Here is a 22,796-nt window from a genome sequence, read left to right as displayed (position 1 = left end):
ACTTACCGTCACAGGAGTTACCGTCATGCCACTAACCGACAGCGCCATCCGCAACGCCAAATCGAAAGAGAAAAACTACAAACTCGCCGATGGAGGTGGCCTCTACCTGCTGGTCACTACTAAAGGAGGAAAATGGTGGCGATTGGATTACCGGTTTAACGGTAAGCGGAAGACCCTCTCCATGGGCGTCTATCCGGATGTCTCACTGAAATCTGCCCGTGACAGGAGATCTGAAGCGAAAACCCAGCTTGCTGACGGTATCGACCCGGGTGAGATCCGTAAGGCAACCAAGGCTTCTCAGTCGGATGCAGATGGCTTCGAGGCAGTTGCTCGTGAGTGGTGGGGACAACGTGAGCCGACCTGGTCTAAAACTCACTCTTCCAGGATCATTCAAAGACTAGAAAAGGACGTTTTCCCCTGGGTTGGCAATCGGCCCATCGGAGAGATAAGCGCGCCTGAACTACTCACTGTTTTACGCCGTATCGAAAACCGTGGTGCATTGGAGACTGCACACCGCATTCATCAAAGCTGCGGTCAGATATTTCGTTACGCAGTCGCCACGGGCAGAGCAGAGCGTGATCCTTCTGCAGACTTAAAAGGTGCCCTACCCCCTACTCGACAGAAACACCATGCCAGCATCACTGATCCCAAGAAAATAGGTGAACTACTCAGAGTGATAGATGGTTATGAGGGCTCACTTGTCACACGCTGCGCCCTTCAACTTGCATCACTAACATTTGTCCGCCCTGGTGAGCTTAGACATGCCGAGTGGTCGGAAATAAACCTAGAGAAAGCTGAGTGGCGCATACCCCCCGAGAAAATGAAAATGAGAACGCTGCATATTGTCCCGCTCTCTCAACAATCTCTCGCGGTTCTGAATGAAATCAAACCACTTACAGGACGAGTAAAGTATGTTTTCCCTGGAGTCCGCACAAACAGGCGACCGATGTCAGAAAACACCGTGAACGCGGCATTACGACGGCTGGGTTACACCAAAGAAGAGATGACAGGACATGGCTTCCGTTCCATGGCATCCACCATTTTGAATGAGCAGGGTTGGCATAGAGATGCGATTGAACGGCAGCTTGCCCATGCGGAAAGAAACTCTGTCCGTGCTGCATATAATTATGCGGAGCACATGCCAAAGAGAATCAAAATGATGCAATGGTGGGCGGACTACCTAGACAATCTTAAATCAGGCGCGGAGATTCTACCTTTCAACTTAAAAGCCTGACCTATTTATTTGGCACCCCACCACTACCACTTCTACTCCTGTTACTTTTTGGTAGGGCTTATGGCTTCCCAAGCATTTCCTGCAAAGACTCTGGTCGGTATTGCCTAAAAATAATTGGATCAACCTGACTCGAATAACACGCAACCCCACAACCATACAAGGCCTCTGATAACCAAATTGATCTTATTTCGGTGGCTTTACCTTTCTCTGCCTGTTCAACATGAACCCCTCGGGTACCGGCTTAAACTGATCTGACTTCTCTGGCCAACGCTTAGCCCTGCTCTGAAACGCCCTAAGATCTTTGACATTGAACTTTACAGTCACACAATAATCATTTTCGCCGCCTCTTAGGCGCGCCAAATCGCGGAGAAAGGATTCTTTCGCAGGAGAACGAACGCGGCTATCGCCATATTTTCGGTTGTTTACAAGAACAGTGTAGGCGTGAACATCAAGGGCAGTTGCTTCTACTAAAGCGGAAAATGTGTCGAGATCCTGATTCCAGGAGAGTACCATTAACGCATCCACTTTCCCCTGGTAGCTCATCCGCGCTTTACTATTCTGAAGCTCAGAACAAACCATTACCCCGAAATAGAAATCGTTATGCCTGTAGACTCGCCGTCTACCGCGCAGACTGGATGCCCAGGCCTTCCCAAATTTTGAGGTTAGTTCCTTATCCTCACTCACTGCTGGTTTCCGCTTCTCCTGCCATATCCGGACTGGTGTTGAGAACCCCATACGATTATCAATCAACTGAAGATAGGCATGACTAACAATTGATTTGGTATCTGGGTGCCAATATTCTGTACCCGCTATCAAATTGATGCCCGCTGATGTCAATCGACTTGACAAGGTATAGACCCACTCTCTTGGCAAACTCAACTCCGGCAAAAGCAAATAGTCAGGTTTTGGTCTGACGTTGATCGCCTGATTCACTAAATCAGAAATTCTCTTGTACCGATCTAGTGTGAGTTTCGGCTTACCACAGGCGCTCGCGGCCCACATCTCATCAGTCGTGAGCAAATTTGTAACCGCGACTATAACACTGTCCTTTACACGATCACCTATATGGATTATTTGTTTTCCTTTAATCTTGTCACCTCTATCTGCTCTCTCCTCTCCGAGTAAAGTAGGCTTGACCCAAACCCCTCGCAACGCACGCACCAACCTCGCCCAATGTACTGTCGAAGCATACTTTTTAGGTTTACCCAACCCTACACACCATGGTACTAATTCAGCGACTTCCGCTGGTGAGTACGGCCGGGTCGGAAAAATATATGGCCTCAACGCCTCACATGACCGCTTGCCTTTTTCTATGCTATGCAGACGAAGTGAGCGTGAGTCATTTAGAAAATCTGACAGGGCATCAGTATCCAGTAACCCGGCCTCCTTAAACGCCCTCTCTAGATCACGATCTTTCTTATCCCGTTTTTTTCCACCGAACAGCGCCTTTGACGAATTTCTCTTTAAAATTTCCTTATAGGGAACACGCGCCAAATCACTGCAAGCCAAAAGCGGCGCTTTCTCATAGAATTCATCCACACCAAAAATAAAGTTTAAGAAATCTTCTATCGAACGCACTTCTGTAGATCGTTGCTCCAAAAAGATCTTCGCTAAGCGTTCCACCCGTTTTGATGGTGGCTTTCCAAGCAAGTTGTCTGGATTGTAGAACCGGGCCGCAGCATCGATGAAGCACCAAGCAAGGGCACTTTTGACGTAATCCCATACCTTACGCTTACCAATAAATGGCTTGCCATTTACTTCGATTCGATTGCCATCGCCCGTTGCAACTTCCAGTTGCTCAAGAGCTGCAAACGATCTACCCACAATGGTCTCTGCCTGTTCCCATTCGTCAAGGGCGATAGCAATTCCTAGTAGGCGTGGCAAATAACTGAAATGATCAAAAATCTTGTCTGGCCTTAACACATGATCATTGGCAAACTGATAGAAATCGTCACGCTGCTTTTTCCACGCTTTCGCAGGAAGATCACGACTCAACGTCTCAACGTGCCGCAGTTGCAACGACCAGCTTAACCGGCGAATGGTCAAATCATCCGCACGCCTTAAGTTATCAGCACCTTCAGCAACAGACTCGGCGGCAGACAACACCTTCGCGGCTGTCGTTTGTTCCAACTGATCAGGCGAAGGCATAAGTCGGTATTCGCTGGAAAGTTCGTGAATCTCCTTCTCAATGGTATCCAATAGATCCATGCCAGACTGCCCTCTAAGCACAAACATTTTTTGCTTTTTCGCTTGAAGGTGAATCACCGTATTTTTTTGGTATTTACTACCGAGCTCAATCTTCCAAATACCACTTTCGTAATTATTATCTTCCTTGAATCTACGGCGACTCAATCTTTTTTGTAGAAATATCATCAAGTCTTTCATGCCTGAAATATTTCCCGGGTCACGAATCACTAAGAACATGTCGTCGACGTATCGACCATAATGAACCGGCGAGAGCTTCTCCTGCACCAGCCTATCCCATCGCTGAAGCAGCACATTTGATACGATCCGGCTTGCAGTCAGTCCTATCGTCAAGCCACCAGTCAGCTCTATATCACCATCCTTTTTAACCTTCTTTGCAAACTTTTCTGCACCATGCGCCCAACTAACTAGAAACCTGGATAGCTCGCGTGTAAACTCAATTTCCTCCTCTTCCAAAGAGTGTTCGCCCTCAAGCCCAATAGCCTCAAGAAAGCCTTTTTCTCCAAGAAAAGCAGGATCGATCTGATGGTAGAAACTTCGAAGATCCAGTGATACTGCGACGACAGCCCGCTCTTTCTCTAATTCACTACGAATAGCCTTCAAGCCATCTGATCGCCAGCGCTTATATGGCTGGTAATAGGGCTGAAATGAACCCACGGCAGTGATGTGAAAGGGGCGCTGCGCCTTATCGTTCACTAGGTTCTCGGTGCGAACACGGCGAAGGCGTGAACCGTATACAGTGTCATCCAGGCAAGCATCAAGCTTGTGCCCTACCATGTTAATCCAGAGGGCAGAAATTACATGCGCATCAACAGGGAAGTCTCCGACAATGCGGAAACCTGGCTTCAGATTACGGCGTTCTAAAAAACTCTCGAATGCACGGCTGGCATCAGAGAAATGGACATGCCCTTGTGGCGCACCCTCTTTCTCTTCGAGCGCAAGCTTTTTCGGAACAAGGCGAAAATCACCAAGCAAAGTTTTATCTTTCGCAAAACCCTGCTGTTTTTTTAACCGCTCCAGTAGATCATCTAGATGTATGAGTAGGCCTTGTTCGTAATCAGCAAACTTAATAGCCGTAGGAAAACTGTTTTCAAAGAACACATCGGCTTTCGCCTTGCGATAGGCCACCAATAAATCCGATCGTTCCAGTTCATCCCATCCCTTGAAATCTGCTTGGTAGCTCATAGTCTAGTGCTCATAATTACGGTACAAATCGATGGCCACGGCCAGCATGATCAGTCACTAATTTTTTCCAAGCCACCGCTTACCCCTCGAGTGCACAAACTCTTAATGCGAGAGGCCATAACGAGCCTATTCTTTACTCATTATTTGGCGGAATAGCTTCATAAATCACCTTTGATAACACTTCAAACGCGATATCCTCAAAGACTTTGTCATCCATGTAGCGAGACACAATCTTATCGTTCTCACCCATACGCTGAATCATCAAGTCCTCTAACATCTGACGCAATCCAAGCTGAAATTTGTCGAAGGGATTTGCCTGGCGCAGCCTTACCACTTCGGGGCTATTCGCCGCCTTCTCCTTAATCTGTTCGAAAAACAGCCGGTCTTCTTCGGTGAAGTTGGTGCCAAAGCGATCATTGAGTACCTCGATGATTTCGGATAGAGGCGCTTTCTCATCGTTGGCTTTGCGGCTGCCCACATCCGTGGGACTCTTGACAGCGTATTCCGCACCGTCACCGTCTTTCAAGTCGATGGCGCCGGAATAGACCCGTTGTAAGCGGTAATACTGCAAACTCACCTCATCGCCCAGCTTGACCGTGCTGGTGTCTCTATCCAGCGGCAAATGAGGCAGAAGAAAACGTCCATAACTATAGAGCATCTCCAGGTCCTGATCGCCATAGGGGATGATCTGGCTCAGGAAACTGTAAAGCTTCACGTAGCCGCTCAACTTGTCACGGAACTCGTCACGCTGGTCGTTATCCTGCATTGTCTTGAAGCGATCCACCGCCGGTTGCAGATGACGCTGCAAATGGGCGTGATCGGCCGGATTCTGCTTATTCGGCGTGCGGTAGAAGATACGCGCGAAAGCCTCCACCTCATTCCAGTGATAGACCTGAAACGCATCTAGCTCGTGTTTCAACTGCTCAAGCTGGATCGGATCTGAACTCTCCTGCAAGCTGGTCGCGTCATAGTAAGGTTTGAAGGCGGCATAGATGTCCTCAGCCTCGTTGACGAAATCGAGCACAAACGGCGCCTCCTTGCCCGGAATCATGCGGTTGAGGCGAGAAAGGGTCTGTACCGCCTGTACCCCATCCAGCCTTTTATCGACGTACATCGCCATCAACAGCGGTTGATCGAACCCGGTCTGGTATTTATTGGCAACCAGCAATACCTGGTAGTCAGACGAAGAAAACCGCTCCGGCAACTGTTTTTCACTGATCGGTTTCCCGCTCACCACATCGGTATTCATACCCGGCTCGGTGTACTCTAGCCCGGTTTTCTCGTCTCTCACCGTGCCACTGAATGCAACCAAAGGGCGTACATCAGCATAGCCCTTTTCATCGATATATCGCTGGAATGCCTCCATGTATTTCACTGCGTGCATGCGGGAGCTGGTGACCACCATCGCTTTGGCTCGTCCGCCCAGATGGGTGCGCACATGATCGCGGAAATGCTCGACGATCACTTCAATCTTCTGGGCAATATTGGTGGGGTGCATCACTAAAAACTTGGACAATGCCCGCGCTGCTTTCTTCTTCGGCATGTCCGGGTCATCCTCCACCGCCTTGACCAGCTTGAAATAGGTCTGGTAGCTGGTGTAGTTCTGCAACACATCGAGGATGAACCGCTCCTCGATGGCCTGACGCATGCTGTAGAGGTGAAATGGATCGGGTGTATCCTTGGCACCCACGCGGCCAAACAGTTCCAGCGTCTTGCCCTTCGGAGTAGCAGTATAGGCGAAAAAGCTGAGATTCGGCTGGCGTCCGCGGGAAGCCATGACCTGATTCAGGCGATCTTCCCAGTCTGCCTCTTCATCATCGCCATTACCGCCCGTATTCGCACCCAGAATCGCCTTCAGCTCTCGCGCCGTCTCGCCGGTCTGTGAAGAGTGCGCCTCATCCACAATCACTGCATAGCGGCGCTTGCCGATCTCCCCCTCCCAGGCCTTGGCCCGAGCCTGAGCCGCCTCATCCGGTGCATCGACATCCTCGGCCCCTGCAGCATGCAGCAGGCCACGCAGCACAAAGGGAAACTTCTGTAAGGTGGTGACCACAATCCGCGTCCCGTCGATCAGCGCCTCGGCCAACTGCTTTGAGTCCTGATCGATGGCCTTCACTACCCCCTGCGCGTGTTCGATCTGGTAGATGGCATCCTGCAACTGGCGATCGAGCACCTGTCGGTCGGTAATGACGATCACACAATCGAACACCTTGTGATCCTGCGTGTCATGCAGGCTGGCCAGCCGGTGCGACAGCCAGGAGATGGAGTTGGTCTTGCCGCTCCCCGCCGAGTGTTGAATCAGGTAGTTCTGCCCCGCCCCCTCGTCGCGGGCGGCAGCGATCACCTTTCGTGTGGCATCGAGCTGGTGATAGCGCGGGAAGATCATCGTCTCCTTCGTTCTCAACCGGCTGCCGCCTTCTCCATCATCGATCTTCTCGTCCTTCTTCTCGATGAAGATGAAGTGACCCAGAATGTCGAGAAAACTCTCCCGGTCCAGCACCTCTTCCCAGAAATAGCCAGTGCGATAGCCCGATGGATGCTGTGGATTGCCAGCGCCACACTCCAACTCGCCGGGATGACTGCCTCGATTGAAGGGCAGGAAAAAGGTCTTGCCACCCGCCAGCCGGGTGGTCATGTGCACCTCGTTAGGATCAGCGGCAAAGTGCACCAGTGCCCGCTGCTTGAATTCGAACAGCGGTGCTCGGGGGTTGCGGTCCTCCTTATACTGCTTGATCGCATGCCGCCAGCTCTGACCCGTCCAGGGGTTCTTCAGCTCACAGGTCGCCACCGGCAGGCCATTGACCGCGAACACCAGGTCCACCGTGGAGTGATCGCCGGGGTGGCAAAGCACCTGCCGGGTCACGGTCAGACAATTTGCCCGGTATTGCGCCAGCACCTCTTCGTTCAGGCCGTGAGCAGGCTTGAAATAGGCCAGGTGAAAGGTCTTGCCGTAAAACTTAAAGCCGTGGCGCAGCACATGCAGGCTACCCTTGATGGCCAGCTCCTTGACCAGGGTCGCCAGCAGCATGACCTCCAACTGCTCGCCGTGCTGCCCGCGCATGGTCTCCCATAGTTTGGGCTGGGTCTCGGCGATGAAGTCGGTTATGGCCTGTGGAAAAAGCGCCCTATCCTTGTCCCATTCGCTGGCTGAACCCTGCTGCCACCCTTTAGCCCACAACATCTGCTCAACGTAGGACTCGAAGGCCTTTTCAGTGGTCTGCTGCATGGTGCTTCCCTCAGGTCATTCCGTTAATCTCGAACACCCGATACTTCAGCCACTTGGCAATACCGTCAAGGTCGGGGAACAACTGCTTGTCAAAGACGCCGTACTGATCGAGCCGGCGGCGGATATCGTCATGGGCCTGGTGGCTGATCACCAGCTCCAGCACATCCTTCTCCTCCAGCGGTTGCATTGGCTGATAGCAGGCCAGCAACACACCGTCCTGGGCGCGGATGCGTGGCGACACATGCGGTGGATCGTAAATGGTGTTCTCGTCTATATCAAACGGCCGGGGTAAGCCATTCGCAGCTTCCCAAACGTCTTTTTCGGCCTTCTCAATGACTGTTTCATCCTCAAGATAGGTATCGTCAGAAACTGAATCGTCTGCGAGGCCGAAGTCATCGTATGGATCATCATCTTCTTCCGATAATGTCTGCGACGCGCTATCCTTCACCGGCCTGATCTCTTTTTCCGCCTCCCGTCTAAGGTCACTCAACCGCTGAGGCTCGCTGATCAACACATAGACCGCACTATCGAGCGGATCGCCATTCCTGTCCTTCTTTGAATTGCGGCAGGCGAAGTAGAGCGCCACCAGTGGATTGGTAGTCCAGTCCATGAAGCGTGTGGGCAAGCCGTGATGCTGAGCGATGGCAAGCGCTTCCCAGTCGTTGCGCGGCAGATGGGTCACATAGGCCAGCAGGTGATTGCTGAATGTTTCCAGTACCTCGTTTTCAATCGTGTCGCGCTCAGCTAGAGAACAGTTTTTCAGATGCTCATACCGGCCGATGGAAGGTTTGAGGTCGTAGCCGTTGCCGGGAATGGCGCGTTTACTCTGGCCGCGAAAGTAGCGGCGCTTGCGTTTGCCATCTTGCTCAGAGACGCCAATCTCATCGCGCACGATGCGGAGATACTCCTCAAAGCTGTCAATGGCAAACTCGTTCATGCTGCTACCTCACGAACGTCGATTTTACCGGTGACGGCGGCGGTGATCAGGGCTGTGCGGTATTCCTGTAATCGGTCGATTGCAACTTCCACCTTCTCCACAAGCTGGTCAATCTCAGCAACCTGAAGATCCAAATATGTGGCAATAGCAGATTGTTCTAATCCATCTGGTATTAGAAATGAAAGCGTTTTTTGGTCAAGTAACCCTATATACGCTCTTGTTGATCCTAGTCCTGCTAGCAGCCTTAGTTGATCCTGCCAGAATATGCTTTGCATAAGCCAAAACAGAAATCTATTATGGACTTCCCTCAAACAACGGTAATACGTCACTTGGGGGGTCAACATTACATATGGATATTCACTCTCCTGGACCATCCCAACACGGCCGATAGTACCTTTGTGCGTAAGAAGCACATCCCCTTCGTGTGAAAAGCCAATTCTCAATGCATCTGCCTGTTGCTTGTCAATGTAGTTACATTTTCCAAAATCCACTTTTCCATTGATTATGTGATTTGCCATGACAAAAGGAATTCCTTCTCTCACGTAGTCTTCAGCTTTCGGGTGCAGTTCACCGTGATTTCCATCTTGCAGTTCAATATTTCTCGATACTCGTTCAATCCACACCTTTTTTACCTTCCACCCTTCGGACACTTCCCCCAACCATTCGATACCGGAATCCTTGAAGCGTGTATGGGGTTCGAGGCCAAATTCGCGGGCGGCGTCTTCGGGTAGACCACGGGTGACGGTGCGGGAGATGAGCGCGGTGCGCTTCTCCTTGAGCAGCGCGATCAACCGCCGCTTCTTCGCCACCAGCGTATCAATCCGCCCCGTCTCCCGGTCGAGGAAATTGGCGATGGCGGTTTGTTCGGGGAGTGGGGGAAGAGGTAATTCCGCTTCTCCGATTGATGCTTTTGGCAGTCCGTAGCGAGTCACGCCACTTGCAGCAATTTGAAACTGCTGATTTACAGCGCACGATTGAAATGCTCGTAGGAGATACCTTCCATCAAGCCTATGGATAACCGGTGAAATGATTGCCAAATGATAGCCACATACCAAATCAGGCGCTGTCTCGGCAACTCGGGCCGGGACAGCAATATCTCGCCAATCCTCAGAGTCCTTCGTGATAACAATGTCGTCGACTTGCAAATGAAACCTGCTTATTTCCTCTAGTGTGGCCGTGGTCTCCATCAGTTCCATATCAGGCGTGATGTGGTCGTAATAGTAAACATTAGTGTAATTGCAGAGCCGAACCGGTAACTCATCTTCTTTCGGAACTTTATCGACGTTACTGACCTTGTAAGTGGCAGATGTTTTCAGCCGATTCACCTCCCAGTGCCCTGGCACCTGCCCCAGCCACTGAACGCCGCTCTCTTTATATTCAGGGTAAACCTGATACCTCATGCCAGCCCCCTTTTTTGTCCACGGAGGACATAGAATTCACTGAAAAAAGAATTCCTGTCCGTGTCTTTCCTTGTTTTCCGTGGACCCAAATTCATTTCTCACCCCTCTTCTCTTCAAGTTGTTTTTCGATGCGCTCCATGGCTTCACGCGAGACGCTGCCGGCGTGGGTGAGCACGGCCCTTTCGTTGAAGTCCAGCAGGCGGTCAACATTCTGCCGCCAGTAGTCGAGGGTGAGCTGCTTGCGCTCTTTCACCCGCAGTTCGGCCTGTTCCAGGAAGATGACCACCAGCCGGTTGAGGGTGTCCACCTCGTCGGCGCTGAGGTAGTTCTTGGCCACGATCACGTCGTGCTTGCGCACTCGCGAACCGCTCCAATTGGTGAGCGCCATGTTGGGGGCGTTCGGGTCGGCGCGGGCGACGACGATTTCGGCGGCGGTCTGGCCGGTGACGGCAAACAGCAGCTTGTTTTGCGTTTCGGCGAAAAACAGTTGCGCGTTGCGGTCGTCGGCGCGGTAGTCGGCACTGAGGGCGAAGAGGTCGCGCACCTTCTGGTTGAAGCGCTTCTCCGAGGCGCGGATCTCGCGGATGCGGGCCAGCAGTTCGTCGAAGTAGTCCCAGCCACCGGGGTTCTTGAGCCGTTCTTCGTCCATAACGAAGCCCTTGACCAGATACTCGGCCAGATGGGCGGTGGCCCACTGGCGGAACTGGGTGCCCCGCGGAGAACGTACCCGATAGCCCACCGCCAGGATCATGTGCAGGTTGTAATGCTTTGTTTGGTAGCGCTTTCCATTGGCGGCAGTTGTCAAGTAATCCTTGACAACTGAAGCTTCGAGCAGCTCCGCTTCTTTCAGGATGTTCTTGATATACTGGCTGATGTTCTGCTTGGTGTTATCGAACAGCTCGGCTATCTCGCCCTGGTTCAGCCAGACGGGGCCGTCGAGGGCTTGCAGCCGGACTTCCGCCTCTCCGTCCACGGTGCGGTAGACGATCAGCTCACCTCGTTCAAGTGCGCTCATGCCGTAACCTCCCGCAGTAGGTCGAGAATCTCGCCTTCCAGCCCCTTAATCTCGGCCTCGATCTCGCTTAGTTCACGCGGTGGCTCATAGCGGTAAAAGTGACGGTTCAGGGGGATTTCGTAGCCGACCTTGGTCTTGCTGTGGTCGATCCAGGCGTCGGGCACGTGGGGTAGTACCTCTCGTTGGAAGTACTCCTCGATGCTCTCCTTGAGGGGTACGGTCTCGGTGTCACGCAGGTCGCTATCCGACTCCGGCTCGCCCTTTTTGTCATGGCAGATTCCGGCAGTTTCGTCGCGCTCACCCAGGGCTGCCAGTACGGCCTTCAATTCGGCGGACGAGAGCTTGACGCCACGCGCTCGGTCTATCTCGCGCAGGGCGATAAGAAACTGTTTGCGGTCCTTGAACAGGGTTTCGCCATGCTGTTCAGCAAACGCCCCCAGCAGGTCGCGGAGGGTCTGCTGGCGCGCCCTGCCTGCCTCGATCTCCAGCTGGCGGACGGTTTCGTTCTTTTTCTTGCTAGTGGCGATGTTCTTGAAGGTGGTCTGCTCCTCCAGCCGGGCTATTCGCTCCACCGTTGCCTGAAAGTTCAAGCGCAGAGGACGCTCGACGGTAATCTTGTGATAGCCGAAATCTTCGTTGTCGAAGAGTTTGCTGACGGTCAGTTGTTTTTTCTTTTGCCCCTTCGATTCATCAACCGCCGGTTCTTGCTCGCTGACACCTACTACCTTTTCGTCTTTCGTAAAAACAACCCAGCGATTTTCACCATCGGCAAAGTTCTCGTATACGCGGGTGATGTCGGCAATGTGGCTGGGGTCGCGGGGGTGGTTCGTATCATCCGGATCACCGATGCGGCGACGCTTGTTGCCGAGGGATTTCTCCATCGGCACCCAGAAGTTGCGGGCATCGATCAGCTGCACCTTGCCTTTACGCTGCCTGGCCTTGCGGTTGGTCACCACCCAGATGTAGGTAGCGATACCCGTGTTGTAGAAAAGCTGTTCCGGCAGGGCGACGATGGCCTCCAGCCAGTCATTTTCGATGATCCAGCGACGGATCTCACTCTCGCCACTGCCTGCGTCACCGGTAAACAGGGGCGAGCCGTTGAAGACAATGCCGATACGGCTGCCCTCTTTATCCCCATTTGCATTCACTGGGGGGCGCATCTTGGAAATCATGTGTTGCAGGAAGAGCAACGCACCGTCATTGATACGCGGCGTACCCGCACCGAAGCGCCCGGCAAAACCCAGGGTATCGGCCTCCTGTTTAATGTACTTTTGTTGCTGTTTCCACTCTACGCCAAAGGGGGGATTGGCCAGCATGTAGTCGAACCGATCGGGGCGCCCTTGCTCGTTACCTGGCCGAAAGCCGTCTTTGGTGAAGGTATCGCCTTGAATGATGTTGTCGGCATCCTCACCCTTGATCAGCATATCCGCCTTACAAACCGCCCAAGCCTCATCGTTCCAATCCTGGCCATAAAGATGAGGACGCGCCTCGCTATTAAGCTGGCGGATGTATTCCTCGGCCACTGACAACATGCCACCGGTACCACAGGCCGGATCATAGATGGTCTTCACTACATCGCTTTTAGCAAGATCTTGCTCCGGCGCCAGCAACAGATTGACCATCAGCTTGATCACCTCCCGTGGGGTGAAGTGCTCACCAGCCTCCTCGTTCGACTGCTCCGCGCCGATCCGGATCAGCTCCTCGAACACATAGCCCATTTGCATCTGATCTACACGCTGGGGCGATAGGTCAATCTGTACGAAAGCCTTGACCACCTCGAACAGGATGTTTTTCTCCGCCATGTGGGCGATCTGCTCGCCGAACTTAAACTTCTCCATGATGGCTCGCACGTTGGGGGAGAAGCCGTTGATGTAGCTATTGAGGTTGGGCGCGAGGTTGTTGGGATCATCCAGCAGGGAGTGGATACCCTCAGCCGGCAGTGTTAACTGCATTCGCGACAGGTTGTAGAAACGATGACCGGTAACCTGCTGCAATCGAGCCTGCTGCACGCGCTCGGGCTTGGTCTTCACTGACTTGAACTCTTCCAAAGCTGCCTGCCTGGTAGGCGCCAGCAGACATTCAAAGCGTCGCAAAACAGTGAGCGGGAGGATCACCTTGCGGTATTCGTTGCGCTTGTAAGGGCCGCGCAGCAAATTGCATATACCCCAGATAAAGTTGGCCAGCTGGCTATGGGTTTCGCCGTTCATTCTCGGTGCAAGTCCTTCTTATTTAATTGGTTTTTCTTCGGGAATCAGGACGTCATTACGCTCGCAATAGTCCCGGATCATCACCTCGATCATATTGGCCAGGCTGCGCCTCTCATTTTCAGCGACGGTTCTCAACCCCTCTTTCACAGCTGGATGTACGCGAACGGTCAGGGTCGTGGATTTGGTCTCACCCATCGGTAAACCTCAGTTTGGGAGTAGCATTCAATTGTACTGCGGATATACTACACAGTACGTCTTTGGATGAAAATAGCTTGTGCTGAATCCGACGATAGGAAAGTAGTGAACATATGCCGACCACCATAACTGAACCTGTACCAGATTTTATTCGCGAATATCGAATCAGGAACCTTGAGCGTTACAAGCTATTCAAACGTGGCGAATACACACTTTGGGCGGATGTACCAGAAAGGCTTGTTTTCTTACGAACACTGAATAGACAGCCAAAAATCAAGAACCTTTTTTCAACGTTCAGCAAGGTTCAGGCTTACCGTTTACTGGATTTTTTATGTGAAATCCGATTTTATGTAGAGGTTGGTAATAAAAGAGGCGTAAAAGCATTTATAGATCTTGTCAGAATACAGCTCGATTACGTGAATAACCTCGAGCAGAAGTTGTCTGAACTCCCTCCCCTCCTTTCTGCTGAAGATCAAGAGCGTCTAGATGTTGTACTTCAAAACACACGAAAGGTACAGAATAAATACAGGAATAAAGTTACCTGGTACTTTGCTGATAAACCACAAAACATAGGCACTAGTGGTAAAGCTGCAAGTAACCTGAAAGGACAATGGCTCGGCTACTTCAGCCGCACTTTAGCCGAATCCTTTATTCCTGAAAGTTATCCTGGTCGTTACCAATTAATAGCAGATTTAGCCAATCTCTGTGGCCTAGAAACCAGCCGCCAAAATATTCGAGGGATATTGCTCAATGGAAGAACATAAACGCTCGAAAAAATAAACACCTATTTTTCAGTCATTTCTTTTTCGCGGTTTGATTAGTCGACAATCTCAGAATGTTTAACAAGTACTTCTGAGGTGCAAAATGTCTACGAGAATCTTACGACTGCCCACTGTTATAACCCGTACCGGGCTCTCCCGCTCAACCATTTATCTGCGCATCTCAGAGGGGCGATTTCCAAAACCGATCTCCTTAGGGAGCCGTGCCGTAGGTTGGATCGAGGCGGAGGTAAATCTGTGGCTGAATCAGCAAATCGAGGCAAGCCGCAGATCTCTCGAACTTGGGGAGGCAGACTAGTGAGTAAAAGTTTCCATATTATTGCATACATCGAACAAGCATATCGATTGCGGGGCAGCAAAGATAAGCATGGCCTCATTATTGCTCTCGACGTGCTCATGAACTCCCATTGGAATGAGCTTCAGCAGTTTCATGATCCCGGTCACGTGGCAAATATGATTGTAAAACAGGGTGTTGCTGTAGATCACGCTGAGGCTCTTAATCTCCTGAATAGCGTTCACGCCAATGGCAATGGATAGGCGAAAAGCCAAAGGAAGGCGCGAGAGTGGAATCTTCGTGCCACTACCCTGCTCCGTATTGAACCATCCGAACTTCACACGATTGTCCGCTAAAGCAGTAAAACTGCTCATTGATATGGTTTCACAACTTCGTTTTAGGTCAGGAGGAACACGAAACAACGGTGACCTGACGGCAACCTGGAGCATTCTGAAAGAGCGGGGATGGAAGTCGAGAGATTCACTTCATCTCTCTTTGCAAGAATTGCTCTATTACGGCTTCATCAAACTGACAAGACAAGGTGGCCGACACCTACCTTCATTGTATGCTGTGACTTGGTGGGCAATTGATGAGTGTGGCGGGAAACTTGACATCCCGGAAACCAGGGCACCTTCAAATGAATGGAGAATAGATAAGAAGCCCTGGCAACGCCCAAAGCGAAATTAGAACTACTGCCCCGTTTTCTAAGATCATTAACACGTATAACGGGGCAAAATGATCTTCTTTACTGTGTCGTAGGAGCGAAAACTCTCTGATTAACCCGTATAGCGGGTCAATAATCCAGTTGAATTAACCCGTATAGCGGGTACCTTCTTAGATCTACCATAAGGGTAGTCTGTATTTAGATGAATAATGCGAGCTATTTCGAATATCAGTTCAGATTTCAAAAGTAGAAAACTCTGCGAGGAGTCCAATCCATACTGTATTCCCTAACTCAATTCTCATCTCTTTCCTTTATTGACCCTAACGCCCACGCTTTAGGGTATTCTGCGAAGCCTGGCGTCGCAGTGAGGAGCAAAGTATCGGACAACCAACGCCATTTGTTATTTGCGACACTCACTTAAACTCTGTGAATTCCATTCTTTTTCGACCTGGATCTTCAGGGGGACGAACATAGCGAACAATAATTTCATCACCCCATTCAGATTTCAGCCGCTTGGCTAATGCCATTCCTTGTTCATTGAATGCCGCCCAATTAAAATTAATTGGTACTTCGATTAATAGCGTGTTGCGTAAATATTCTTCGGCCCATTTGCAAAAATCAGAGAATAGAGCACTCGACATTATTGGATCGGGATCGGATCTATCCATAAGTGAATAGACATTGGCACCGCACAAGGGAATAGGAGCGTCGTTGTCTTTGTACCAAAGAAACTCTCCAACGCCGTTATCGGCCATCACTACATATATTCCTTGATCAGGCTTCATACTTATTGCTCATAACGCCACCAGCAGGGGGAGACAAAGCGCACGGAACCTCCCACAGCGATTTGGCTGTCCTTCTGACTGGCTTTGTTATGCCAAGAAATCTGTAACATTGATTGAAAACTCCGACTCTAAGTATTTTACTGTTGTCGGCTGACCATCCAATGAAGCTCGAACAAGCTGCGATGTGAACAACCCGCTCTTTGATTTCCATTTAGCCTCCTTACGCGAAACAACTTTAATCCAGTTTACTAATGCGACATATTCTGATTTTTCAGGGTCGTTTGAATTGTCTGCGATATTTGGAGATGCGAGCTCTTTTTGAAGTAATGGAACATTGCCAACCAAGACATCTCTTACCGGCAATGCACATTGAACAATTTGACCAATACCAACAAAACCATGTCCTTTTAAATAAGCAGCAATAAGATCACCTTTTTGCAACCCTAGCATGGCGTCTCTAAATCTTGGGGCTTGGCCAGCAGAGATAAATCCATACTTGACGTAATCTTCCCAATTCCTATGGATTCCCTCTCCGACATTGTAATAATAAAACCCATTTTGAAAATCAAAACCTCCAAGCTTCTTATGTAAAGAGTCATGCGGTCTAAAGTTGTCAGCATAATGGCCTGAAGAAATATTTGTTAATTGCTTACCCAATTTCCATAGTAGCGTCTTTTCTACCAATAGCGCATCATGCTCGGATAAGTTTCTCGCAATCACTCGAATTATGGGTTCAAGTCCTTCTATCTTAATATCTCTGATTCTTCGAGATTTTTCACTATCTGAATTTTCGGTCAGGTGAGCATCCTTTCGAGAACCTTTGCCCTTCCCATAGTAAAACTCCTCATAATTTCTTGGATCAATATATACGTAAACGTAGTAATTATTCATGGGACATTAAAGGCATAACGCCCCAGCTCACAGGAGAGCGAGCGAATCCTGTGGAGCTGATTGTTAGGCTACTACTCATCATTTGGCTTTGAATTTGATAGTACATAAACGTTGACATATCCTGTTCCTATATACTTCCTATATTCCGCTGCTTCTGACAAAGTCTCAACAATGAGCAATCATGGAATGCTAATACGCTTACAAGATAGCACTCTTGCAGCGCAACCCATCAAACCATTATCGCAAAATATATTGAGCATCTCATCAAGAATACCCTCAGAGCTTTTATCCTGATCGGTTCTTTTTACCAGCATCAAGGTGATATCACCAATACTGAATGATGACCAACCGCAGATTTCCCTGACCAGCTTCCATTATCGTGGCTTACGCGCCTGGTCAGAAGGGTAATTCAAATAAAACCGAACATTTTTAGTCAAACTTTTATCGATTGCTCCCTTTTGCACCGCATGGCGTGCTTGAGCAGGTCATAATTTCAGAGTCGGGTAGGTCACTCTACTTGATCAGATCTTTGGCGCCACCATTTCACGACATATACGATTTAGCTTCATCTCAAGCACTTCACCAAACAGCTTGCCCAAGCCATAATGTGCATAGGTCTCATGGAACAGCAAGCGCTCAACGTCTGCCCCGCTCTCCATCATGGACCGTATAACATAGGCTTAGCCCAAGAAGGAAACACCATGCGAATCTTTGAAGCGTGCGCCCGGTTCTTTCGCCAACTTTGTATTCGGCGCAAGAAGTCTAGTTTAGTCGTCAAGAGCAACAATCTCCGGTCTATCTTTCCGACTGCCGGAGATTCCATTAAAGATCGAGTCGAATTCTTCAGAAAATAGCTGCTTGCTCACACTGGGCAGCTCTACACTCTTATGAAGTTTCTACACTATCCTGTGCTGGGATTACTCTTCCTGATCCTTTAACAGTTGATTCATGATCGCCACGCCCTCCTGATACAGTCTTACTCCCTCGCTGTACTCTTCCTCGTCCTCCAGGCCCGGTTCCTCCGGAAGAAACAGATACCGCTCCCTCACCATCTCCCACGCTTCATGGTTCTGGTACCCAGCCTCCTCCAGTTCGCTCATCTCCAGATGTGTCTGTTCGGCCGCTTGCTGAAGTGCCTACTCCAGTTGCCCCGACTCCTTCAGCTCCTGGTACCTGGTCGGCTGAAACTCCTTCCAGTGTTCCTTGGCTTTGCTGATCCAGTTATGCAGATTCATTGGTATATGACTCGGTTATCATCAATCAAAGTCTAGAAGTCTCTACCTACTTTTCGACTTCCGGTATCAGTATAAATTCTTCAAGGCGATACTTTTCAGGATTAGAAACTTCCTCTATCCATCGTGAGACGTTGTACGGTTTTTCATGAAGTTTATTTTTATCCCACAGAAAGCAGTCTTCTTGTTCAACCATATGCCAAAAAACTGGCCCAAATGGGTTACCGCCATCTTGTTCCATATAGTTTGGGACGGGATTATAGTTACTGAAAATCTCAAGGGTCTTGTCTGATAAACAAACAAAGTGCGATTCAAATCATCCCTTTCGGCGTTGAATCCAAACTCTAACGATTCAGCGTTTTCTGCAAATATCTGTTTTTCTAGATAATATTGCAGTTTCCTTATGATAGAACACTGTATTTCATTCAGGCCTTTTTGGGCAATCAGCCATTCTCCTAGGGAGTTAGCAGCATTGATAATTGGCAACTCGCTAGGTGCAAATGGAATTTTCCGAATTGAATTTGATGTAGCAGAGAAAAATGTAATCCTTTGATTATCAAGTACACAAAAGTCCGTACACAAAACTTGTGAGCTTAGGATATTTTTACTAATTTTTACTAACCGTAGAGCTTGACCTAGATCCATCATTAGTCATTTTTGTCTGACCGTTGGGCATCGGTATTCATCAGGGGGGATAGACATACTCAGCCCAATGCCTACCCCCCCGATGTCCTTGGTTAGGTATTTGTAGTACCCTTTCTTGCCCTATCCCGAGCAGTTTTTCCCGGGCGCGCTAAACCAGTCTTTTTTAAGCAATTGGAATGGTAAGTAGGCAGGTTTTCCATCGATTTAAGCTGTGCCTTTGTCATATAGTCCCTGAGTGACTTTCTGTACGCAGTTTTCACAAATCTCTCCGTTATCAATACGCGATATTTCGCGTGCCGCAACAGAATCCAGCACTCTTAATTGCTGCTTTTCAGCAACAAAATGCCGTTACCAGTTACTAAACCAGTAATTGCGGTCTAACGGAGGTAAAATCGTCAACTCATACTATTAAAATTTTTCTCATCACTTGGTGTTATATATTTAAGGTCTCGGATGGGAGCGAACCCCACCATAAATGTCCGGCACATTTACCCCATTCGCCAGCACGCTTGGTTTTGGACCGGACAAACGTCTGCGAACGCACTGGGCTATTTAACAATCACATGCTACTTTTTGTTGCTGCTCAATCACACCCTGACAAATCCGACTCTCGTCTTTTCTTGCGGGATTATGGATTCATGATGAGAGTCGGGAATCCACCCCGTGCACTAGACAAAAAAACAGCGGTGAATAGTATTGACATTCAATGGCGGGATTGCAAGATTGATTGTGGATCTCAAACTCCTGAGATTATTGCGCTAGATTTCTACAATTAAACACTTTCAGCTTGTTCTCGTCCTTTGCCTATTGCAGCATCTGGACTCTTTGTAGAATCGCTTTGTCGAAGAGTTCGCGTCTGACTTTCCTTTCTCATATTCTTCTGTTTTTGTGCTCGCATAAAGGCAGCAACCTGTTTGGCTTTTTCACCCATAGCAAAATCTATTTATCCCATATATTCAGTTGGTTATATTGAAACCACATTCACAAAGACTCTACCACAATCAACATACTTTAGTGATTAATTACAATGCACTTAATACCAGGCTTCACAGGAATATGCTTTCAAGCTAGAACTCAAAGTGACGGTAACATTGACGGTATCTTGTGATTTATTAATTATATTTTTACTTATTATACAAACACTTGTGATTATTTTTCGAGTGAGCCCGCCCCACCATTTCCACTTCCAAAAAGATCTATAAGCCAGCATTTTTGCTGGCTTTTTTATTGCCTCATCATCCGTTACCGTCTATTTTTTATAGTTACAACCACCCAAAATGACGTTAACTCTACTTATTCCTGCCATTGGAGTTACCGGCAGCGCCATCCTCAATGTCAAACCGAAAGAGAAAAACTACAAACTCACCAATGGCTGTGGCCCCCAATTGAAAAAGGTGAACTGACCAGCACAGTTCACCTTTTTTATGCCCACAAACCGCGCTACAGACCTTATGAGAAAGGCATTCCCTTCATTGGACTATTAATCAGTTGGCCGCTCCATTCTTATATCAGGTTCCTGATTCTGTTAAAAATAGCTTCGATGCACCTGGTCACCTGTTGGATGAATCACTACAGCGAGAATTGCACACTTAACGCCGTCCAGCTGATCTTTTTAGGATTATACTTACAAGGACAAATGGTGGGGAATTGATAACTGTGGCAATAACCTTCGAATGATCGCTTTTATCCAGTTTGTCCGAACCGTATGTACGCGAAACACATCGTTACTCAAGCTGATACGATGTAAGCATCCAGCCAAAGATAGGATTCCCTCACTCACCCCCCTATGTGCTTAATTAATATTCCAGGGCAGCAATGCTGCACGTTCTTCATTACTTACTGCCAAAGGATAGCACTCGAATAACACGCTTAGTCTCAAGGTCAGCGGCCATATCTCGGAGCCAGGTGGTTCACTACACCTTTCCGGGTAGAGGACTTTCACCCCTAATCTCTTGCCGATTTCGCTCGGCACACTGGATATCCCCTTTTTCTCTAGGAACAAACGGTGCTTTTTATGGTTGGCTGATTACATGCGTAAGCTGACATTTTGATACAAAATATCGACATGATTGTATGGTCACGATGATTTACTAATGAGTTTTAATTGAATGACCGTGACCTACAAAGGCAAAGATGATTTCCATGCCCGACAAACTTCTGCATTAATTGCCATGTTACGCTGGGGAATCTGCGTAACACATCAAATATAAGTTTCTTTGGTCGCATGAAAGAACTCAAAAAACCAGGATCAAAAGATTCTGGTGTTAAGAACGCGTCAGCACCAGGTGGGACTATGCTTAGGACTAGACGAGACGAGACGATATCGAGATTAGCTGCATCTAGCAGGCTCTCGTATCCTCTGGCGGTGAAAAAGTTAACGTGACCGTCCGGATGGCTCTTGCCCTGACAAACCGGTGGCTTATTGCCACGCAAAATCCCACTCGTCTCCAGAGGAGTGATTAACATCACATATTTGCTTCTAGCAGAAACCTGTCGAAGAAAGGTCTCTGGATCAACAATATGCTCAACCACATCAAACAAGGAAATGAGATCGAAGCGGCTAACATCGCCATTCCATTGTCTAAACTCCGTTTTGACGAAAACAACGTTTGGTAATAGTAACTTACCTATCCTCACGAATTCTTCTGAAAGCTCGAAAACTACTGTCTTCGGTGAGGTGCCTTGTCGCTTTGATATCTGAAAGGCCATCGAGTTAGCACCGAAGCCAAAACAACCACCAATATCCGCATAGGTAGCAATCGTACCAATGTCATTCAAAACACACTGACCATACAGACCGAACATAAGAGTACTTTTATAAGCCGCTCGAGCGGGATAACCTGGCCGAGCAATCACCTTATTTGGGTATGATGCATAGAATTGTATGGGATCGAACGTATATTCATTCATAATATAAAGTCCTTTTAGTGTGTAAGCTAACGAGGCTGTAGAATTATCCTATTTCAGTAGTGCCCGGAACATTTTTACTTAATTGTCTACAACTATATGTTTCTCTAGTGAAATGATGCAGTACAGACAGTGACCGACTTGAACTGCCGAACCAACTGGAGCCACGCTCTAGCTTGGCACTCAGAGTTGGAGCGACTAAGCGATGCACACAGACAAACTCTTTTTCGCGCAGGCGTTCGAACACATGCCGCTGCACACATTTCGACGTGTGTGTTCAGTGCTACAATGGCAATCACCACATCGAGCACTTTATCTGCCAAGATCATGACCTGAGTATAGCCTTTGTGCAACTCACCTATCGGGAGAAGTTGCTCGATATCAAAGTCTACCTTCAGGTACAGAGCAAAAAGCTCTATCACATGGGCATCCGTTCAAAGGTCTCTCACTGACTCTAGCCGATGCCAACAAAAAATGCGATTGACTGATCTAGGCCGACTTCGTCAGTCTCTGATCCTAACGAGCAATGAAAATAAACAAAAATAAATAAAATAAACATGACACCCATCTAAAAAAATATCTTTCTCAATTACGATAAACAACCAGGCCTGAAAATGTGAGGTTCACCTCCTGTTGCAAAACTCGGTGATTTTCAAAGGAGTAATGATTAAGTTTTGGACAGAATGGTTGCTGAACTTCGTTAAATTATCAGCGTTAGACGCATATAACTCTCAGCATTTGATGATCTTATACTTTTTGATGGTTGCCACTTCAGTCAAGTGATGACTGTGACCGCCTGAGCCTTAATCTGAGTTCATCGAGTCTCAGAGGCTGTGCTGCTATCAGATTCAGGAGTGTCATCACTCGCCTTCAGCGGCTCTATGAGAGATATTGAGGGTAGTAGCAAACACCTGTGACGGTACCATTGACGGTATCGTTGAAATTCACATTCCTACTTTAGGAGTAATATCATATGGTTACATCGGCTATGCGGATGACGCCGCCACCATTTCAG

At 48.8% G+C, this 22,796-nt stretch carries 19 protein-coding genes; 6 read left to right on the top strand and 13 right to left on the bottom strand.

The genetic code is table 11. From position 1 onward, the window contains the following. Positions 1-25 precede the first annotated feature (25 nt). The gene (locus AC4IE7_RS18015; protein ID WP_490778254.1) at positions 26-1,234 is read left to right on the top strand and encodes a tyrosine-type recombinase/integrase; all 1,209 of its coding nucleotides are present in this window, start codon (positions 26-28) and stop codon (positions 1,232-1,234) included. 183 nt (positions 1,235-1,417) lie between these two features. On the opposite strand, the gene AC4IE7_RS18010 is transcribed toward AC4IE7_RS18015, so the two are convergent. The 7 genes from AC4IE7_RS18010 to AC4IE7_RS17980 all read right to left on the bottom strand — a co-directional run bounded on the left by AC4IE7_RS18010 (position 1,418) and on the right by AC4IE7_RS17980 (position 13,604). Further along, positions 1,418-4,624: an RNA-directed DNA polymerase gene (locus tag AC4IE7_RS18010; protein ID WP_490778253.1), complete on the bottom strand. Its 3,207-nt coding sequence runs from the start codon at positions 4,622-4,624 to the stop codon at positions 1,418-1,420. A gap of 133 nt (positions 4,625-4,757) precedes the next feature. Continuing rightward, a complete protein-coding gene (locus tag AC4IE7_RS18005; protein ID WP_490778252.1) occupies positions 4,758-7,850 on the bottom strand; it encodes a type I restriction endonuclease subunit R in 3,093 nt (1,030 codons plus the stop codon). Positions 7,851-7,860: 10 nt separating this feature from the next. After that, positions 7,861-8,787, bottom strand: coding sequence for an FRG domain-containing protein (locus tag AC4IE7_RS18000; protein ID WP_490778251.1), 927 nt, complete (start codon positions 8,785-8,787; stop codon positions 7,861-7,863). After that, the gene (locus AC4IE7_RS17995) at positions 8,784-10,187 is read right to left on the bottom strand and encodes a restriction endonuclease subunit S (RefSeq protein WP_490778250.1); all 1,404 of its coding nucleotides are present in this window, start codon (positions 10,185-10,187) and stop codon (positions 8,784-8,786) included. The genes AC4IE7_RS18000 and AC4IE7_RS17995 overlap by 4 nt, the downstream gene beginning before the upstream one ends. A gap of 91 nt (positions 10,188-10,278) precedes the next feature. Continuing rightward, positions 10,279-11,202: a virulence RhuM family protein gene (locus AC4IE7_RS17990; protein ID WP_490778249.1), complete on the bottom strand. Its 924-nt coding sequence runs from the start codon at positions 11,200-11,202 to the stop codon at positions 10,279-10,281. After that, positions 11,199-13,409, bottom strand: coding sequence for a type I restriction-modification system subunit M (locus AC4IE7_RS17985; RefSeq protein ID WP_490778248.1), 2,211 nt, complete (start codon positions 13,407-13,409; stop codon positions 11,199-11,201). Before AC4IE7_RS17985 ends, AC4IE7_RS17990 begins: the two co-directional genes overlap by 4 nt. An 18-nt stretch (positions 13,410-13,427) precedes the next feature. Further along, positions 13,428-13,604, bottom strand: coding sequence for a type II toxin-antitoxin system antitoxin (locus AC4IE7_RS17980; protein WP_490778247.1), 177 nt, complete (start codon positions 13,602-13,604; stop codon positions 13,428-13,430). A 113-nt stretch (positions 13,605-13,717) separates the two neighbouring features. On the opposite strand from AC4IE7_RS17980, the gene AC4IE7_RS17975 reads away from it, so the two are divergent. From AC4IE7_RS17975 to AC4IE7_RS17960, 4 genes are all read left to right on the top strand, one after another. Continuing rightward, entirely contained in the window at positions 13,718-14,368 is a 651-nt protein-coding gene (locus AC4IE7_RS17975; RefSeq protein ID WP_490778246.1) for a hypothetical protein, read from the top strand. A gap of 100 nt (positions 14,369-14,468) precedes the next feature. Next, positions 14,469-14,681: a helix-turn-helix transcriptional regulator gene (locus AC4IE7_RS17970; protein ID WP_490778245.1), complete on the top strand. Its 213-nt coding sequence runs from the start codon at positions 14,469-14,471 to the stop codon at positions 14,679-14,681. Further along, complete coding sequence (locus tag AC4IE7_RS17965) at positions 14,681-14,920, top strand: hypothetical protein (protein WP_490778244.1); 240 nt, start codon at positions 14,681-14,683, stop codon at positions 14,918-14,920. Before AC4IE7_RS17970 ends, AC4IE7_RS17965 begins: the two co-directional genes overlap by 1 nt. After that, complete coding sequence (locus AC4IE7_RS17960; RefSeq protein WP_490778243.1) at positions 14,913-15,344, top strand: hypothetical protein; 432 nt, start codon at positions 14,913-14,915, stop codon at positions 15,342-15,344. Before AC4IE7_RS17965 ends, AC4IE7_RS17960 begins: the two co-directional genes overlap by 8 nt. 390 nt (positions 15,345-15,734) lie before the next feature. Here the strand turns inward: AC4IE7_RS17960 and AC4IE7_RS17955 are convergent, their stop codons facing one another. From AC4IE7_RS17955 to AC4IE7_RS17930, 6 genes are all read right to left on the bottom strand, one after another. Further along, complete coding sequence (locus AC4IE7_RS17955; RefSeq protein ID WP_490778242.1) at positions 15,735-16,106, bottom strand: hypothetical protein; 372 nt, start codon at positions 16,104-16,106, stop codon at positions 15,735-15,737. Positions 16,107-16,193: 87 nt separating this feature from the next. Beyond that, positions 16,194-16,997: a DUF8606 domain-containing protein gene (locus AC4IE7_RS17950; protein ID WP_490778241.1), complete on the bottom strand. Its 804-nt coding sequence runs from the start codon at positions 16,995-16,997 to the stop codon at positions 16,194-16,196. A gap of 521 nt (positions 16,998-17,518) precedes the next feature. Continuing rightward, positions 17,519-17,659 carry a hypothetical protein gene (locus AC4IE7_RS17945; protein WP_490778240.1) on the bottom strand — a complete coding sequence of 47 codons (141 nt, stop codon included), beginning with the start codon at positions 17,657-17,659 and terminating at the stop codon, positions 17,519-17,521. Between the two features lie 255 nt (positions 17,660-17,914). Further along, positions 17,915-18,097: a hypothetical protein gene (locus tag AC4IE7_RS17940; protein ID WP_490778239.1), complete on the bottom strand. Its 183-nt coding sequence runs from the start codon at positions 18,095-18,097 to the stop codon at positions 17,915-17,917. Positions 18,098-19,646: 1,549 nt separating this feature from the next. Continuing rightward, positions 19,647-19,805 carry a hypothetical protein gene (locus AC4IE7_RS17935; protein WP_490778238.1) on the bottom strand — a complete coding sequence of 53 codons (159 nt, stop codon included), beginning with the start codon at positions 19,803-19,805 and terminating at the stop codon, positions 19,647-19,649. A gap of 1,169 nt (positions 19,806-20,974) precedes the next feature. Beyond that, the gene (locus tag AC4IE7_RS17930) at positions 20,975-21,784 is read right to left on the bottom strand and encodes a class I SAM-dependent methyltransferase (RefSeq protein ID WP_490778237.1); all 810 of its coding nucleotides are present in this window, start codon (positions 21,782-21,784) and stop codon (positions 20,975-20,977) included. Between the two features lie 266 nt (positions 21,785-22,050). Here AC4IE7_RS17930 and AC4IE7_RS17925 point away from each other — a divergent pair, with 266 nt between their 5' ends. Beyond that, positions 22,051-22,233 carry a DUF4372 domain-containing protein gene (locus tag AC4IE7_RS17925; protein WP_490778236.1) on the top strand — a complete coding sequence of 61 codons (183 nt, stop codon included), beginning with the start codon at positions 22,051-22,053 and terminating at the stop codon, positions 22,231-22,233. Positions 22,234-22,796: the final 563 nt, after the last annotated feature.

Source organism: Candidatus Thiodiazotropha sp. AKAK3, from assembly GCF_058244645.1.
This window is presented reverse-complemented; position numbering and strand designations above follow the sequence as displayed.

Bases quoted from the DNA above. Each gene is read 5' to 3' on its own strand.
- AC4IE7_RS17975 (WP_490778246.1), top strand. From the start codon at position 13,718: ATGCCGACCACCATAACTGAACCTGTACCAGATTTTATTCGCGAATAT.
- AC4IE7_RS17935 (WP_490778238.1), bottom strand. From the start codon at position 19,805: ATGGGTGAAAAAGCCAAACAGGTTGCTGCCTTTATGCGAGCACAAAAA.
- AC4IE7_RS17930 (WP_490778237.1), bottom strand. From the start codon at position 21,784: ATGAATGAATATACGTTCGATCCCATACAATTCTATGCATCATACCCA.
- AC4IE7_RS17945 (WP_490778240.1), bottom strand. From the start codon at position 17,659: ATGATGGAGAGCGGGGCAGACGTTGAGCGCTTGCTGTTCCATGAGACC.
- AC4IE7_RS17995 (WP_490778250.1), bottom strand. From the start codon at position 10,187: ATGAGGTATCAGGTTTACCCTGAATATAAAGAGAGCGGCGTTCAGTGG.
- AC4IE7_RS18010 (WP_490778253.1), bottom strand. From the start codon at position 4,624: ATGAGCTACCAAGCAGATTTCAAGGGATGGGATGAACTGGAACGATCG.
- AC4IE7_RS17940 (WP_490778239.1), bottom strand. From the start codon at position 18,097: ATGAGCGAACTGGAGGAGGCTGGGTACCAGAACCATGAAGCGTGGGAG.
- AC4IE7_RS17970 (WP_490778245.1), top strand. From the start codon at position 14,469: ATGTCTACGAGAATCTTACGACTGCCCACTGTTATAACCCGTACCGGG.
- AC4IE7_RS17985 (WP_490778248.1), bottom strand. From the start codon at position 13,409: ATGAACGGCGAAACCCATAGCCAGCTGGCCAACTTTATCTGGGGTATA.
- AC4IE7_RS17990 (WP_490778249.1), bottom strand. From the start codon at position 11,202: ATGAGCGCACTTGAACGAGGTGAGCTGATCGTCTACCGCACCGTGGAC.
- AC4IE7_RS18015 (WP_490778254.1), top strand. From the start codon at position 26: ATGCCACTAACCGACAGCGCCATCCGCAACGCCAAATCGAAAGAGAAA.
- AC4IE7_RS17950 (WP_490778241.1), bottom strand. From the start codon at position 16,997: ATGAATAATTACTACGTTTACGTATATATTGATCCAAGAAATTATGAG.
- AC4IE7_RS17960 (WP_490778243.1), top strand. From the start codon at position 14,913: ATGGATAGGCGAAAAGCCAAAGGAAGGCGCGAGAGTGGAATCTTCGTG.
- AC4IE7_RS17955 (WP_490778242.1), bottom strand. From the start codon at position 16,106: ATGAAGCCTGATCAAGGAATATATGTAGTGATGGCCGATAACGGCGTT.
- AC4IE7_RS18005 (WP_490778252.1), bottom strand. From the start codon at position 7,850: ATGCAGCAGACCACTGAAAAGGCCTTCGAGTCCTACGTTGAGCAGATG.
- AC4IE7_RS18000 (WP_490778251.1), bottom strand. From the start codon at position 8,787: ATGAACGAGTTTGCCATTGACAGCTTTGAGGAGTATCTCCGCATCGTG.
- AC4IE7_RS17980 (WP_490778247.1), bottom strand. From the start codon at position 13,604: ATGGGTGAGACCAAATCCACGACCCTGACCGTTCGCGTACATCCAGCT.